This is a genomic window from Streptomyces sp. NPDC059534 (genome assembly GCF_042743475.1).
Classification (GTDB): Bacteria; Actinomycetota; Actinomycetes; order Streptomycetales; family Streptomycetaceae; genus Streptomyces.
In genome coordinates, this window is sequence record NZ_JBHWAQ010000011.1 from 130,896 (window position 1) to 146,542 (window position 15,647).

The following is a 15,647-nucleotide window of genomic DNA, read 5'->3' on the forward strand; positions in this document are numbered from 1 at the left end:
CCCCCTCCGCTCAGGCGCGGCGCGGTGCGGCGATGCCCAGGACGCGGTCCTTGAGGGCCGGGAACTGTTCGCGGGTGGTCGTCACCTTGGCGGGGTCGAGGACGACCCGCAGGATCTCCTCGTCGGGTCCGGCCTCGGCGAGGGTCTCGCCCCAGGGGTCGACGACGATCGAGTGGCCGGCCTGTTCCACGCCCGCGTGGGTGCCGGCGGTGCCGCAGGCGAGGACGTACGCCTGGTTCTCGACGGCGCGGGCGCGGGCCAGGAGCGACCAGTGGGCGCGGCGGCGCGCGGGCCAGCCGGCCGGGACGACGAACGCCTGGGCGCCGGCGTCGACGAGGCCGCGGAAGAGTTCGGGGAAGCGCAGGTCGTAGCAGGTGCCGACGCCGAGGGTGAGGTGCGGCAGGTCGACGGTGACGAGGTCCTCGCCGGCGGCCATCATCACGGCTTCGCCCTTGTCGAAGCCGAAGCGGTGGATCTTCCGGTAGGAGGCGGCGAGTTCGCCGTCGGGGGAGAGGACGAGCGAGGTGTTGTACAGCGCGCCGCCCTCGGCCTCGACGAAGGAGCCGGCGTGCAGCCAGACCCCGGCGTCGCGGGCGGCGGCCGCCATCGCCTGGTGGGTGGGGCCGTTCAGCGGCTCGGACTCGGCGGCGAACAGCTCGTACGCGAAGGCCCCCATGGGCCACAGTTCCGGCAGGACGACGAGGTCGGCGCGGCCGGATTCCTCCCGTACGAGACGTGCCACGCGGGCGCGTCGGGCGTCGACCGGTTCGTCCGGGTCTACCGCGATCTGGATCAGCGAGGCGCGCACACTACCACCGTCCTGGCATTCGAGCCGTCAACACCGGCCTACGATCGTCACACGAAAGCACTGCCGGGGTGCCTTCGGGCAGCGTAACTTAGCGTCCGAGCCTCCCACCCAGTCGTGCTTTGAGCCCGCGCACCGAAGAACCGCCGAGGGGTCCCGTGACCGTCCATCCCAGCCTCCAGACCTACGCCGACGCCTGGACCCACTCCATCGAGGCGATAGCCGAGCTGGTGCAGCCGCTCGTGGAGGGCGAATGGAACCGGCCCACACCGTGCCCCGGCTGGTCGGTGCGGGACATCGTGTCCCATGTGATCGGCATGGAGACGGAGATGCTGGGCGACCCGCGCCCGATCCACTCCCTGCCGCGCGATCTGTACCACGTACGCAGTGACTTCGCCCGATACATGGAGGTACAGGTCGATGTGCGGCGGCACCACACCGCGCCGGAGATGACCTCGGAGCTGGAGTACATCCTCATCCGCCGGGCGCGGCAGCTCCGCAACGAGAACCGCTCCCCCGAGCACCTGATCCGCGCGCCCCTCGGCGCCGAGCAGTCGCTGGAACTGGCCTACCGGACGCGCGCCTTCGACGTGTGGGTGCACGAGCAGGACCTGCGGGCGGCGATCGGCGCGCCGGGCAACCAGGACTCGGCGGGCGCGCACATCACGCGGGACGTCCTTCTGGAGGCGCTGCCCCAGATGGTCGCCAAGGACGCCGGGGCGCCGCCGTCGTCGGCGGTGGTCCTCGACGTGAGCGGTCCGGTGGAGTTCCTGCGGACGATCCGGGTGGACGCGCAGGGCCGGGGTTCGGTCGACGGGGCGCCGTCCCTCGGGCCCGCGGTGACGCTGGCGACGGACTGGGAGACGTTCGTGCGGCTCGCCTGCGGCCGGGTCCGCCCGTCCGACGTCGCCGACCGGGTCAAGACGGAGGGCGACGCGGACCTGGCCCGGGCGATCCTCGACAACTTCGCGGTGACGCCCCGGTAGTCGGGCCTCCCCCGACGCGCGCTCCGCCGGTGCGCGCTACACCGGCACGTGGACGGCCTCCACGCGGCTGGCGACGAGCCGTTCCCGTTCCCTGCGGTGGGTACGGGCCTTGAGGCGCAGGATCTGCACCACGCCGACGGCCTCCAGGACGAAGACGGACGAGAACGCGATCCGGTAGTTGCCGCCGGTCGCGTCGAGGAGCACGCCGACGGCCAGCAGGGTCGTCATCGAGGCGACGAAGCCACCCATGTTGACGATGCCGGACGCGGTGCCCTGACGCTGCGGCGGATTGGCCGGGCGGGCGAAGTCGAAGCCGATCATCGACGCGGGTCCGCAGGCGCCGAGGACCAGGCAGAGTGTGACGAGCAGCCACATCGGGGCGTGGTCGCCGGGGTACGCGAGGGTGGTTCCCCACAGCAGGGCGGTGGCCGTGACCGTGCCGAGGGCGAGCGGGGCGCGGGCCGTGTGGTGGCGGGCGATGATCTGCCCGTACGCGAGGCCGACGACCATGTTGGAGAGCACCACCAGGGTGAGCAGTCCACCGGCCGTGGAGCGGGACAGCCCCTGGGCCTCGACGAGGTACGGCAGTCCCCAGAGCAGCAGGAACACCATCGCGGGGAACTGGGTGGTGAAGTGCACCCACATGCCGAGCCGGGTGCCGGGTTCCCGCCACGACTCGGCGATCTGACGGCGCACGAAGGCGGCTCCCGCGTGGGTGGCGGGCTCGGGCTCGTGCCCCTCGGGGTGGTCCTTGAGGAGGATCAGCAGCAGGACGAGGACGACGACGCCCGCCAGCGAGCTGCCGACGAAGGCGGTGGTCCAGCCGAGGCCGTGCAGGGCGCGGGCGATGAAGACGGTGGAGACGAGGTTGCCGGCCATCCCGAAGAGGGCGGCGACCTGGCCGATGAGGGGGCCCCGGCGGGCCGGGAACCAGCGGCTGCCGAGCCGCAGGACGCTGATGAAGGTCATGGCGTCGCCGCAGCCGAGGAGGGCGCGGGAGGCGAGCGCGGTGCCGTACGAGGGGGAGAGCGCGAAGCCGAGCTGGCCGACGGTGAAGAGGACGACGCCGAGGGCGAGGACCTTCTTCGTGCCGAGCCGGTCGACCATGAGGCCGACGGGTATCTGCATGCCCGCGTAGACCAGCAGCTGGAGTATGGAGAAGGTGGAGAGCGCGGAGGCGTTGACGTCGAAGCGTTCGGCGGCGTCGAGTCCGGCGACGCCCAGGGACGTACGGAAGATGACGGCGACGAAGTAGACGGCGACGCCGACGCCCCAGACGAGCGCGGCCCGGCGGCCGCCGGGGGGATCGCCGGGGAGGGTGACGGCCGAGCCGTACGACCGGTTCACCGGTCCTCACCCCGGACCAGGACCTTGACCCAGCTGAGGTGCTGGCGGACGCAGTGGGCCGCGCCCTCGACGTCGCCGGCGCGGATCCGGTCGAGGATCTCGGCGTGCTCGGTGATGTTCTTGGCGACGCGGTCGGGCTGGGACTGCATCACGGCGACGCCCATGCGCAACTGGCGGTCGCGGAGCTGGTCGTAGAGGCGGGCGAGGATCTGGTTGCCGGCGTGCCGGACGATCTCGGCGTGGAAGCACCGGTCGGTGACGGCGACCTCGGCGAGGTCCCCGGCCTCCGCGCGCCGCTTCTGCTCCTCCAGGAGCTCTTCGAGGCGTGCGATCAGCGAGGCGGGCGCGGGCACGGCCCGGCGGACGGCGAACTCCTCGACCAGCAGCCGGGTCTCGACGACGTCGGCGATCTCCTGGGCGGAGACCGCGAGGACGAGCGCCCCCTTCTTCGGGTAGAGCTTCAGCAGCCCTTCCATCTCCAGCTTCAGCAGCGCCTCGCGGACGGGTGTCCTCGACACCCCGACCGCCTCGGCCAGCTCCCCCTCGGTGAGAAGGGTGCCTCCTTCGTAGCGCCGGTCGAGTACGGCCTGCTTGACGTGCATGTAGACGCGGTCGGCCGCGGGGGGCTGCTTGGTGGGCGCCGGAGCTGGGGCGGATGGCATGCGCACAGCATAGATACAACAGAGGTGCAACAAACGGCCCCGTCCACATGATGGACAGGGCCGGATGTTTCACGTGAAGCGGTCGAACCCGCTTACTACGCCCAGGTGATCAGGCGCTTCGGCTGTTCCAGGATCGCGGCGATGTCCGCGAGGAACTTGGAGCCGAGCTCGCCGTCGACCAGTCGGTGGTCGAAGGAGAGGGCGAGCGTGGTGACCTGGCGGGGCTTCACCTTGCCCTTGTGGACCCACGGCTGGAGCTTGATCGCGCCGACCGCGAGGATCGCGGACTCGCCGGGGTTGAGGATGGGCGTACCGGTGTCGACGCCGAAGACGCCGACGTTGGTGATGGTGAAGGTGCCGCCCTGCATCGCCGCCGGGGTCGTCTTGCCCTCGCGGGCGGTGGCGACGAGCTCGCTCAGGGACTTCGAGAGCTCGGGCAGGGTCTGGGCGTGCGCGTCCTTGATGTTCGGCACGATCAGACCGCGCGGGGTGGCCGCGGCGATGCCCAGGTTCACGTAGTGCTTGAGGACGATCTCCTGCGCCGCCTCGTCCCAGGCCGCGTTGATCTCCGGGTTGCGCTTGGCCGCGACGAGCACGGCCTTGGCGATGAGGAGGAGCGGGTTGACCCGCAGGCCCGCCATGTCCTTGCCGGACTTGAGCTCCTCGACCAGCTTCATCGTGCGCGTGATGTCGAAGGTCACGAACTCGGTGACGTGCGGCGCGGTGAAGGCCGAGCCGACCATCGCCGCCGCCGTGGCCTTCCGTACGCCCTTGATGGGCACACGGGTCTCCCGGACGTCGGACGCCACCGCCGTCGCCACCGCGGGCGCCACGACCGGAGCCGGGGCCACCACGGGCGCCGGGGCCGGGGCCTCGACGGCCGGCGCGGGGGCCGGTGCGGCCGCCGCGTGGACGTCCTCACGGGTGATGATGCCGTCCGGGCCGGTCGGGGTGACCGTCGCCAGGTCGACACCGAGGTCCTTGGCGAGCTTCCGGACCGGCGGCTTGGCCAGCGGCCGGGCGCCGCCCGCCGTGTGCCCGTTGAGCTGCTCCGGTACGGAGACGGCGACGGGCGCGGGGGCGGGCGCGGTCGCGGGGACAGCCGCGGGGGCGGGCGCGCCCACCGCGTCCGGTACCGCCTTGCGCGCCCGGCGCTTGGTGGAGCCGGCGGTCACGCCGTAGCCGACGAGGACCGGCTGGCGGCCCTTCGGCTCGTCGTCCTCGTCCGCCGGAGCGGCCGGGGTCGCCACCGGAGCGGCCTGGGCCACCGGGGCCTCGGCCGCGGGGGCGTCCCCGCCGCCGACGTTCACCGAGATGATGACCTGGCCGACGTCGACCGTGGTCCCCTCGGGGAAGAGCAGCTCGTGGACCGTGCCGTCGAACGGGCTCGGCAGTTCGACGGCGGCCTTGGCCGTCTCGACCTCGCACACGACCTGGCCGTCGGTGACGGTGTCACCCGGCTGCACGTACCACTTGAGGATCTCGGCCTCGGTGAGGCCCTCGCCCACGTCGGGCATCTTGAATTCGCGGATCGTCACGGTGCTCTCCTCAGTACGCCAGCGAGCGGTCGACGGCGTCGAGCACGCGATCGAGACCCGGCAGGTACTCCTCCTCCAGGCGCGCCGGCGGATACGGCGCGTGGTAGCCGCCGACCCGCAGGACGGGGGCCTCCAGGTGGTAGAAGCAGCGCTCGGTGATCCGGGCGGCGATCTCCGCACCGGAGCCGAAGAACACCGGCGCCTCGTGGACGACGACCAGGCGGCGGGTCTTCTCGACCGATGCCTGGATGGTGTCGAAGTCGAGCGGGGAGATCGAGCGCAGGTCCACGACCTCGATCGACTTGCCCTCCTCGGCGGCCGCGTCGGCCACCTCCAGGCAGGTCTTCACCATCGGGCCGTAGGCCACGAGCGTGAGGTCGGTGCCCTCGCGGGCGACCCGGGCCTTGTGCAGCTCGCCGGGGATCGCCTCGGTGTCGACCTCGCCCTTGTCCCAGTAGCGGCGCTTGGGTTCGAAGAAGATGACCGGGTCGTCGCTCTGGATCGCCTGCTGGAGCATCCAGTAGGCGTCGGAGGAGTTCGCCGGAGTGACGACCTTGAGGCCCGCGACGTGCGCGAAGAGCGACTCGGGGGACTCCGAGTGGTGCTCGACCGCGCCGATGCCGCCGCCGTACGGGATGCGGATGACGACCGGCATCTTCACGGTGCCGAGCGAGCGGGCCCGGATCTTCGCCAGCTGGGTGACGATCTGGTCGTACGCCGGGAAGACGAAACCGTCGAACTGGATCTCCACGACCGGCCGGTAGCCGCGCAGCGCGAGACCGATCGCGGTGCCGACGATGCCGGACTCGGCGAGCGGGGTGTCGATGACACGGTCCTCGCCGAAGTCCTTCTGCAGACCGTCGGTGATCCGGAAGACACCGCCGAGCTTGCCGACGTCCAGGCCCATGATGACGACCTTGGGGTCGGTCTCCAGGGACTTGCGCAGCGACTCGTTGAGCGCCTTCGCGAGGGGAAGCTTCTGAACAGCCATGATTACTCGGCCTCTCCGTCCGCGAAGGACGCCTCGTAGGCGACGAACTGCGCGCGCTCCTCGTCGACGAGCGCGTGCCCGTCCGCGTAGACGTTGTCGAAGATCGCCGTGTGCTCCGGGACGGGCATGGCGCGCACGACCTCGCGGACCTGCTTGCCGAGGGCCTCGCTCTCCGCCTCCAGCTCCTCGAAGAAGGCCGCGTCGGCGTGGCCCTCGTTCTCCATGTACGTCTTGAGGCGCTGGATCGGGTCCTTGGCCTCCCACTCCTCGCGCTCCGCGTCGCGGCGGTAGCGGGTCGGGTCGTCGGAGGTCGTGTGGGCGGCCATCCGGTACGTGAATGCCTCGATGAGGGTCGGGCCCTCGCCGCGGCGGGCACGCTCGAGTGCCGACCGGGTCACGGCCAGGCAGGCGAGGACGTCGTTGCCGTCGACGCGGACGCCGGGGAAGCCGAAGCCGCGGGCTCGCTGGTAGAGCGGGACGCGGGTCTGCTTCTCGATGGGCTCGGAGATGGCCCACTGGTTGTTCTGGCAGAAGAACACGACCGGGGCGTTGTAGACCGCGGAGAACACGAACGACTCGTTCACGTCGCCCTGGCTGGACGCGCCGTCGCCGAAGTACGCGAGCACCGCGGAATCCGCGCCGTCCTTGGCGATGCCCATGGCATAACCCGTGGCGTGCAGCGTCTGCGAGCCGAGCACGATCGTGTACAGGTGGAAATTGTTGCTGCTCGGATCCCAGCCGCCGTGGTTCACGCCACGGAACATTCCCAGCAGGTTCGTCGGGTCGACCCCGCGCACCCAGGCGACGCCGTGCTCGCGGTAGGTGGGGAAGACGTAGTCGTCGTCCCGCAGGGCCCGGCCGGAGCCGATCTGGGCGGCCTCCTGGCCGAGCAGCGAGGCCCACAGGCCCAGCTCGCCCTGGCGCTGGAGGGAGGTGGCCTCGGCGTCGAAGCGACGGGTGAGGACCATGTCGCGGTAGAGACCGCGCAGCTCCTCGGCGCTCAGGTCGATGTCGTAATCGGGGTGCTGGACGCGCTCTCCCTCGGGCGTCAGCAGCTGGACGAGCTCGGGCTCCACAGCGTCCGCCTCGGCGCGCGTGCTCGTCTTCTTGGTGGTGCTCGTCGCGCTTGCGGTGCGCTTGGTGCCGCTGCTGCGTCGCGTCGTCTTGCGCGCGGCAGTGCTCTCCACGGTCACGTGCGTGCTCCTCCGTCGGTCCGGCCCCCGGGTTCGCCGGTAAGGCCAGTGCGGCTCTCCGCCTTATCCGTACCCTTCGCACGGGGTGGGTGCGACGCGGCCGGGGTCGGGCGTGACAGGTGCCCCGGCGAGCGCCCCTGTCATAGGCACGTTACCCACAGCGAAGCATTCCCGCGAAACCCCACTTGACCTGCGATTTTGCTTGGATTTCCAAGTAAATCGAGAAAAGGGGGAACAGCGGCTGGTCAGCGCGTCGGCAACGGCTTGAGGGGCCGCCGGAACAACGGGCACGTTATCCCGCGCACCCCGGGCGCGGGAAGAGCCAATATGTGAGACTGGCCGCGTGCGCGAAGATGGAAAAATCCGGGTATTTCTGTTGGACGACCATGAAGTCGTCCGGCGCGGCGTCCACGAGCTGCTCTCCGTGGAGGACGACATCGAGGTGGTCGGCGAGGCCGGGACGGCGGCGGACGCGCTGGTCAGGATCCTCGCGACCCGCCCCGACGTCGCGGTGCTGGACGTGCGGCTGCCCGACGGCAGCGGGGTCGAGGTGTGCCGCGAGATCCGGTCGCACGACGAGTCGATCAAGTGCCTGATGCTCACCTCGTACGCCGACGACGAGGCCCTCTTCGACGCGATCATGGCCGGGGCCTCGGGTTACGTGCTCAAGGCCATCCGGGGCAACGAGCTGCTGAACGCCGTACGGGACGTGGCGGCCGGCAGGTCGCTGCTCGACCCGGTGGCGACCGCCCGCGTCCTGGAGCGGCTGCGCGACGGCAACAACCCCAAGGGTGACGACAAGCTCGCCAACCTGACGGACCAGGAGCGCAGGATCCTGGACCTGATCGGCGAGGGACTGACCAACCGGGTCATCGGCGAGCGGCTCCACCTCGCGGAGAAGACCATCAAGAACTACGTCTCCAGCCTGCTGTCGAAGCTGGGCATGGAGCGGCGGTCGCAGGCCGCGGCGTACGTGGCCCGGCTCCAGGCCGAGCGCCACTGACCCCAGGCCGACCACCGGGCGCCGGGGGGCCGCCGCCTCGGGCCGCCGACCACCGGGCCCCGGCCCGGTCCGTGCCTCACCCGTACGGACCAGCCCGGGGCCCCCGGTCGTTTTCGGGACCTACGTCCCCGTGAAACCGGGGCAGGGGCCCCTTTTCCGACAGGGTGCCGGTGGCGGAGAGTGGAACCATGTCCACCGACGAGATCCGCGCCATCGAGCTTCTCCGCCGCGTGTCCTACGGCCGAGTGGCGACGAGCATGCGGGCGATGCCGTTCGTCGCCCCCGCCCGGCACATCGTGGCCGACGGCCGTGTCCTGCTCCGGCTGCACCGGGGACTCGACTACCACCGCGCCTGCAACGGCAGTGTCGTCGCGTACGGCGCGGACAACCTCAACTCCGGGGAAGAGAACCTCTGGTCCGTGCAGTTCACCGGCACCGCCGAGATCGTGGAGCCGACCGCCGAGGAGCTCGCGGCCTTCGGGGCCGAGCCGGAGCTCGTGGACGGCAAGCCCTTCGACCCGGTCTTCATGCGGATCGAACCGCAGTTCGTGACGGTCCACGCGCTCGACTACGCGAGCGAGACGCCGACGGCCCTCCCCGGCACTCCTTCCGTACGGCGACACCTCCACCACGTAGCGTGATCTAACATCTGGTGAGTGCCGCGCTCATCTGAACCCTCCTCCCGGCCCATCGGCGCCCCGCCCCTCGGGCGGCATCCCCGTCCGTCCGGGGCCCCACCCGTCGGCGCCCTGCTGCGCCGCCACCGGCACGCCGGAGAGCCCCTCTCCTGCGAACCGGTCACCGAGGGCCTGCTCAACCGCGGCTTCCGGCTCACCACCACCCGCGGCACGTACTTCCTGAAGCAGCACCTGGACGCCCCCACCGCCGACCGCGCCACCATCGTCCGGCAGCACCGCGCCACCCAGCGCCTGCACGCCCTCGGCCTGCCCGTCGCCCCGCCCCTCGCCGACGCCACGGGCCGTACGGTGGCCGTCCTCGACGGCCACTGCTACGCCCTGCACCCCTGGATCGACGGTCGCCACCGCGACGGCGCCCAGCTCAGCGCGGGCTGCTCGCGCCGCCTCGGCACCCTCCTCGGACAGGTCCACACCGCCCTCGACCGGGTGATGGAGCCCTCCGGGACGGACGGCGGGCCCGGCGCCGACGACGACGGCGGACGCGCCAGCGCCGACCTCCTGGACACCTTCCGGGCCATCGACGAGCTGATCCGTCTCGCCCGCGCGCACCGCCCCCGCGACAGCTTCGACGCGCTCGCCGAGCACCGGCTCAGGGAGCGGCGCCGGCTGCTCGCCCAGCACGCCCACCACCGGCCCCCGCCGGCCGCCGCGGCCGGCTGGGTACACGGCGACTTCCACCCGCTGAACCTGCTCTACCGGGGTGCCGAGCCCGCCGCGATCGTCGACTGGGACCGGCTCGGGGTCCGCCCCAGGGCCGAGGAGGCGGTCAGGGCCGCCGCGATCTTCTTCGTACGGCCCGGGGGTGAGCTGGCCCTGGAGAAGGTGCGGGCGTACGCGCGGGCGTACCGGCGGGCGACGGGGGCCTGCGGCGGTGAGCTGGCCGCGGCCGCGCACCGGGTGTGGTGGGAGCGGCTCAACGACTTCTGGACGCTGCGCTGGCGCTACCAGCTGCACGACCGGAGGGCCGACCCGCAGTTTCCCGCGGTGTCGGCCCTGGCGGTCTGGTGGACCCGTGAGTACGAGGCGGTGCGCGACGCGTTCGCCGGCTGAGGGGGACGCCTCGGCCGGGTCGGGTCAGCCGGTCGCGCCCGTGGTGGGGGTGCCCGGGTTGCCGTTGCCGCCGCCCGAGTCGTCGGTGGGGTCGGTGCCCGGCTCGGTGGTCGGGTTCGTGGGCGGCTCGGTCGTCTTCGTCGGCGTGCCCGTGGGCGTGACCGTCTTCGGCGGCTCCGTCGTGGGCGTGTCCGTCGGCTCCTCGGTCTGCGTCGGCTCCCACGTGGGCTCGGTCGTCGGCGGCTGGGTCCACGGCTGCTGCGTGGAGCCGTCGGTCGACGAACCGGAGTCCTGCGTCTGCTCGTCGGTCGGCTCCTCCGACGGCGTGGGCTCGTCGGAGGCCGTCGACGGCGAGTTGGAGACGGTCGTCGGCGTCTTCACGTCGCCGCCCTTGTCCCCCGCCTTGTCGACCGCGTACACGACACCGGCGACGACCGCGATGAGCGCGAGCGCGACGAACAGCCACAGCTTGCCGCGGCCGCCGTTGCCGCCGCCCTGCGGTCCGTACGCCCCGTCCTGGCCGTAGCCGCCGGTGCCGCCCGTCCCGCCGTCGTAGCCGCCGTACCCGCCGTCGTCCGGGTTCATCGGCGGGAGGATCGGGCCCTGCGAGGTCTCGCCGTGCATCGGGTGACCCATGGCGGCCGTCGCGGCCATGCCGCCGGCCGGGGTGCGTCCGCCGTCGTGCATGTCGACCGGGCCGGTGTTCCAGGTGCCGGTGTGGCCGCCCTGCTGATGAAGCATCTGCAGGCCGTACTGGATCAGGCCGCGCATCTCCTCGGCGCTCTGGAACCGGTCGTCCGGGTCCTTGGCCAGCGAGCGCATGACCAGGCCGTCGAGCTCCGGCGGCACCCCCTGGGTGACCTCGGAGGGCGGGACCGGCGCGTCCTGCACGTGCTGGTAGACCACGGAGAGCGGGGTCTCGCCGGTGAAGGGGGGACGCAGCGCGAGGAGTTCGTAGAGCAGACAGCCCGTGGCGTACAGGTCGGAGCGGTGGTCGACGGCCTTGCCGAGCGCCTGCTCGGGGGAGAGGTACTGGGGGGTGCCCATGACCATGCCGGTCTGGGTCATCGTCGACTGCGCGCCGTGCAGGGCGCGGGCGATGCCGAAGTCCATGACCTTCACGGCACCGGTGTGCGTGATGATGACGTTCGCCGGCTTGATGTCGCGGTGCACGATGCCGTGCTGGTGCGAGTAGGCCAGCGCCTCCAGGACCCCGGAGACGATGATGAGGGCCTGCTCGGGCCCGGGCGCCTCGGCGCTGAGCAGCAGGTCACGGATGGTGCGGCCCTCGACCAGCTCCATCACGATGTACGGCACGGGCCGGCCGGACACGATGTCCTCGCCGGAGTCGTACACGGCCACGATCGCGTGGTGGTTGAGGCCGGCGACCGACTGCGCCTCGCGGGTGAAGCGGGCCTTGGAGACAGGGTCCTCGGCGAGATCGGCGCGGAGCAGCTTCACCGCGACCGTGCGGCCGAGCCGTACGTCCTCGGCGGCGAAGACCTCCGCCATGCCACCGCGGCCCAGACGGTGCGTCAGACGGTAACGTCCGTCACCGACGACCCCGCCGACGCCCCAGGACTCCGCTGCCGCGTCCGGCACACCGCCGCCTGCTCCGGATTCGGGTGCCATCAGTCCTCGCCGTCGTCTGTCGTGCCGTGTCCAGTCGTCACGCTACAGGCTCCGTACGACATCACGGTCCGAGATGGACCGGCCATCCAACCCCGCTCCCGTACACCTGTGCAAATTCGAGGACATTCGCCGACCGCCGCGGAAACGCTCCCGGGGAGCTTCCTGTGCGGAGGGTCACGGAACGGGCACCCGGCTTGACGTGACACTGCCCTCGGGCAGACTTGGCCGAGAAATTTCGGATCAACGCCGCCACGCGCGCGTAGGGGGAAGCACAGATGAGCCAGGACGGCGCACAGGGCCGCTATGCGGGCGGTTCGGTCGCGGGCGGCCGGTACCAGCTGCGCGATCTTCTCGGCGAGGGCGGCATGGCGTCCGTGTACCTGGCCTATGACAGCGCGCTGGACCGGCAGGTCGCCATCAAGACGCTGCACACCGAACTCGGCCGGGAACAGTCGTTCCGCGAGCGGTTCCGCCGCGAGGCCCAGGCCGTCGCCAAGCTGTCGCACACCAACATCGTCTCGGTCTTCGACACCGGCGAGGACACCCTCGACGGCGCCGTCATGCCGTACATCGTCATGGAGTACGTGGAGGGGCAGCCGCTCGGCTCGGTCCTCGCCTCGGATGTGCAGCAGTACGGTGCGATGCCCGCCGACAAGGCGCTCAAGGTGACGGCCGACGTGCTGGCCGCCCTGGAGGTCAGCCACGAGATGGGCCTGGTCCACCGCGACATCAAGCCCGGCAACGTGATGCAGACCAAGCGCGGCGTGGTCAAGGTCATGGACTTCGGCATCGCGCGGGCCATGCAGTCCGGGGTCACCTCGATGACACAGACCGGCATGGTCGTCGGCACCCCCCAGTACCTCTCCCCCGAGCAGGCCCTCGGCCGCGCGGTGGACGCCCGCTCCGACCTCTATTCGGTCGGCATCATGCTCTTCCAGCTGCTGACGGGCCGCCTGCCCTTCGACGCCGACTCCCCTCTCGCCATCGCCTACGCGCACGTGCAGGAGGAGCCGGTCGCGCCGTCCACCGTCAACCGGGCGGTGACCCCGGCGATGGACGCGCTCGTCGCCCGCGCGCTGCGGAAGAACCCGAACGAGCGGTTCCCGAGCGCCGCGGTCATGCGCGACGAGTGCCTCCGGGTGCTCTCGGCCGGTCAGACCGGTGCCCCGATGATCGTCCAGGGCGGTCCGGTCAGCAGCGGCGCCGGCGTCGGCTCGGCGGTCTTCCCGCCCGTCGGCCAGACCCCGCCGCCCACCCCGCACGGGGTGCAGCAGCCGTACCTGCCGCCGGCCCCGCAGCCCGGCCCGTACGGCCCCACGACGCCGGCGCCCGGCCCCTCGTACGGATACCCGCAGCAGGCACCGACTCCGGCGCCGTACGCCGCCGCCCCGACGCCGGCGCCCTACGCCTCCACGCCGACGCCGGCGCCCTACGCCTCCACGCCGACGCCGGCGCCCTACGCCACCGCCCCGTCCCCCGCGCCGTACGCCCCGGCGCCGGCTCCCGCCCCGTCCGGCGGCGGCTCGCGGCGGAACGCCCCGGTGCTGGTGGGCGCGATCGCCGTCGCGCTCCTCGCCATCGGCGGCCTGGTCGTCGCGCTCAGCCTCGACAAGGACGCGGACCCGGAGGCGGGCGGCACCGGCGGCACCGAGACGCAGCAGAGCCAGACGGCGGCCCCCGGCCACAAGGGCCCCGACCTGACCAAGACCATCGACCCGAAGAAGTGCACGCAGCCCTCGGAGTCGAGCGACGACCCCGAGAAGTTCGAGGTCCCCAACTTCACCTACAAGAACATCCAGTCGGTGAAGACATGCGTCCAGGAAGCCGGCTGGAAGATCATGACCGAGACCCCCGTGGACGAGTCCACGTACGGCGAGGGCACGGTCCTGGAGCAGTACCCGCCGGCCGGTGAGGACATCGCCGACAAGGACGCCGAGTTCACCCTCAAGATCTCGACGGGCAACCCGCCGCAGTAGCCGACGCGGCCCCCGCCGTACGCCGCCCGCCGCGTACGCGTACGCCCGCCGCCCCCGCCCGGATGCCGGATGTGTCCCGACATGTGACGCTGAGTTGACTACGTCGGCGGCTCGGCACGGGAGGGGGTCACCCGGTGACTCCAGCACTCCGCAGGGCACGGGCGCGGGTCTTCGGCCCCGCGCTCACCTGCGTGTTCGTCGGTGCGTGCGCCCTGTACGCCGCACCCCTCGCCTACGCGGCGGACCCGCCGCACACGTCGGTGGGCACCACGGCCCCGACGCCCGGTGCCACCGGCACCACCGGCACCACCCCGGTGGCGCCCTCCGCGTCCCCCTCCTCCACCGCGCCCTCCACGACCCCTCCGCCCACCGGCACGGGAACCGCCACGCCGGGGCGCCCGGGGTCCGGCACGCCCGCGTCCCCGGCCCCCGCGCCGACCGGCACGAAACCCGGGACCGGCGCGCCCACGGGCTCCGCGGCCGCGCCGAGCGCCGGTCCTGGTGCGGGGCCGAACGCCGGGCCGAGCGACGAACCGAGCGACGCCCCCACCCCCAGCGACTCCGCCTCCCTGGCGGGCCGGCCGGCCGGCGAGGGACGGCCCCGGCCCGGACGCTCCGAGACCGTCACGCCGAGCGACACGGAGCCGTCGCCCGGGCCCCCTCGTACCGAAACCGCTACAGACTCGGATGGCCACGAGGCCGTCGAGGAGGAGCCCGAGGCGGTACGTGAGGAGGAGGCGGCGGTGCCCGAGGCGGCTCCGGCCAGCCTGCCCGCCGCCGGGGCCAAGATGGCGGCCGAAGCCTCGCCCACCCTCGGCGACCAGCGGATTCCCGTCCTCACCCTGGGCGCGGGGCTGGCTCTGATGGGGCTCGGGATCGGCTTCCTCGGCCTCCGGATGCGCCGCCGCTGAACCCCCTCGGGCCGCCCGGGTCCCCCTTGAGTCGGACCTCCCGCTTCCGTCTCAGGACGGTTGTCCGCGAGGGCATACCCGGTATACATACTGAGTATGTCGATCCGCCACGGGCTCCTCGCCCTCCTCGAACGCGGCCCTCGCTACGGCTCCCAGCTCCGGACGGAGTTCGAGTCCCGCACCGGCTCCACCTGGCCGCTCAACGTCGGCCAGGTCTACACGACCCTCAGCCGTCTGGAGCGCGACGGCATGGTCGCCCAGAGCGGCGAGGACACGGCCGGACACGCGCTCTACGCGATCACCGACGACGGCCGCACCGAGCTGAGGACCTGGTTCGAGAAGCCGGTGGACCGCACCAGCCCCGCCCGTGACGAGCTGGCCATCAAGCTCGCCATGGCCGTGGGCGCGCCGTCCGTCGACATCCGCGACGTCATCCAGTCCCAGCGCCGGCACACCGTGCAGGCCATGCAGGACTACACCCGGCTCAAGGCCCAGGCACTCGCCGCCGTCGAGCGCGGCGGCGCCCGGGAACGGGACGACGTGGCCTGGCTGCTCGTCCTGGAGCAGCTGATCTTCCAGACCGAGGCCGAGGCCCGCTGGCTCGACCACTGCGAGTCCCGGCTGATCCGCCTGTCGGCCACGGCCGCGACGGCCGACACCGCTGCCACGGTCGATACCGCCGCCCCCGCCGTCCCCGCCGGTCCCGGCACCCCGGATGCCCCGGCGGAACCGGCGGCCCCGAGCCCTTCGAGCACCGGTACGCCCAGGGCGCGTTGACCGCACTCCCGCGCCCCGCCCGTACCGCCGACACACCACCGTCCACCGCACACCCCGTGCCCGGCCGACCGCCGCGCA

14 protein-coding genes are annotated in these 15,647 nt (G+C 72.3%); 7 read left to right on the plus strand and 7 right to left on the minus strand.

The genetic code is table 11. From position 1 onward, the window contains the following. Positions 1–10: 10 nt before the first annotated feature. Positions 11–808, minus strand: coding sequence for a carbon-nitrogen family hydrolase (locus ACFVZH_RS16130; RefSeq protein WP_384897637.1), 798 nt, complete (start codon positions 806–808; stop codon positions 11–13). 155 nt (positions 809–963) lie between these two features. Here ACFVZH_RS16130 and ACFVZH_RS16135 point away from each other — a divergent pair, with 155 nt between their 5' ends. Next, entirely contained in the window at positions 964–1,791 is an 828-nt protein-coding gene (locus ACFVZH_RS16135; protein ID WP_384897639.1) for a maleylpyruvate isomerase family mycothiol-dependent enzyme, read from the plus strand. 36 nt (positions 1,792–1,827) lie between these two features. On the opposite strand, the gene ACFVZH_RS16140 is transcribed toward ACFVZH_RS16135, so the two are convergent. From ACFVZH_RS16140 to pdhA, 5 genes are all read right to left on the minus strand, one after another. Next, complete coding sequence (locus ACFVZH_RS16140) at positions 1,828–3,138, minus strand: nitrate/nitrite transporter (RefSeq protein ID WP_384897641.1); 1,311 nt, start codon at positions 3,136–3,138, stop codon at positions 1,828–1,830. Continuing rightward, positions 3,135–3,800 (minus strand): GntR family transcriptional regulator, encoded by a 666-nt coding sequence (locus ACFVZH_RS16145; RefSeq protein ID WP_384897642.1) that lies wholly within the window; start codon positions 3,798–3,800, stop codon positions 3,135–3,137. Before ACFVZH_RS16145 ends, ACFVZH_RS16140 begins: the two co-directional genes overlap by 4 nt. Positions 3,801–3,895: 95 nt before the next feature. Further along, a complete protein-coding gene (locus ACFVZH_RS16150) occupies positions 3,896–5,338 on the minus strand; it encodes a dihydrolipoamide acetyltransferase family protein (RefSeq protein WP_384897644.1) in 1,443 nt (480 codons plus the stop codon). Between the two features lie 10 nt (positions 5,339–5,348). Beyond that, a complete protein-coding gene (locus ACFVZH_RS16155) occupies positions 5,349–6,329 on the minus strand; it encodes an alpha-ketoacid dehydrogenase subunit beta (protein ID WP_384897646.1) in 981 nt (326 codons plus the stop codon). Between the two features lie 2 nt (positions 6,330–6,331). Then, on the minus strand, positions 6,332–7,522 hold the full coding sequence (gene pdhA / locus ACFVZH_RS16160) for a pyruvate dehydrogenase (acetyl-transferring) E1 component subunit alpha (RefSeq protein ID WP_384897648.1): 1,191 nt from the start codon (positions 7,520–7,522) through the stop codon (positions 6,332–6,334). 343 nt (positions 7,523–7,865) lie between these two features. Here pdhA and ACFVZH_RS16165 point away from each other — a divergent pair, with 343 nt between their 5' ends. The 3 genes from ACFVZH_RS16165 (at position 7,866) to ACFVZH_RS16175 (ending at position 10,273) form a co-directional block, all read left to right on the plus strand. Beyond that, complete coding sequence (locus ACFVZH_RS16165; RefSeq protein WP_384897650.1) at positions 7,866–8,525, plus strand: response regulator; 660 nt, start codon at positions 7,866–7,868, stop codon at positions 8,523–8,525. 188 nt (positions 8,526–8,713) lie between these two features. Next, on the plus strand, positions 8,714–9,166 hold the full coding sequence (locus ACFVZH_RS16170; protein WP_384897652.1) for a pyridoxamine 5'-phosphate oxidase family protein: 453 nt from the start codon (positions 8,714–8,716) through the stop codon (positions 9,164–9,166). 15 nt (positions 9,167–9,181) lie between these two features. Next, positions 9,182–10,273 (plus strand): phosphotransferase, encoded by a 1,092-nt coding sequence (locus ACFVZH_RS16175; RefSeq protein ID WP_384897654.1) that lies wholly within the window; start codon positions 9,182–9,184, stop codon positions 10,271–10,273. Between the two features lie 24 nt (positions 10,274–10,297). On the opposite strand, the gene ACFVZH_RS16180 is transcribed toward ACFVZH_RS16175, so the two are convergent. Then, positions 10,298–11,905, minus strand: a complete 1,608-nt coding sequence (locus ACFVZH_RS16180) for a protein kinase (RefSeq protein WP_384897656.1) — start codon at positions 11,903–11,905, stop codon at positions 10,298–10,300. Between the two features lie 275 nt (positions 11,906–12,180). Between ACFVZH_RS16180 and ACFVZH_RS16185 the strand changes: the two genes are divergently transcribed. From ACFVZH_RS16185 to ACFVZH_RS16195, 3 genes are all read left to right on the plus strand, one after another. Then, positions 12,181–13,881 carry a protein kinase gene (locus tag ACFVZH_RS16185; protein ID WP_384897658.1) on the plus strand — a complete coding sequence of 567 codons (1,701 nt, stop codon included), beginning with the start codon at positions 12,181–12,183 and terminating at the stop codon, positions 13,879–13,881. 134 nt (positions 13,882–14,015) lie between these two features. Then, positions 14,016–14,792, plus strand: coding sequence for a hypothetical protein (locus tag ACFVZH_RS16190; RefSeq protein ID WP_384897660.1), 777 nt, complete (start codon positions 14,016–14,018; stop codon positions 14,790–14,792). Positions 14,793–14,888: 96 nt separating this feature from the next. Continuing rightward, positions 14,889–15,569: a PadR family transcriptional regulator gene (locus tag ACFVZH_RS16195; protein WP_384897662.1), complete on the plus strand. Its 681-nt coding sequence runs from the start codon at positions 14,889–14,891 to the stop codon at positions 15,567–15,569. The last annotated feature ends 78 nt before the right edge of the window (positions 15,570–15,647 follow it).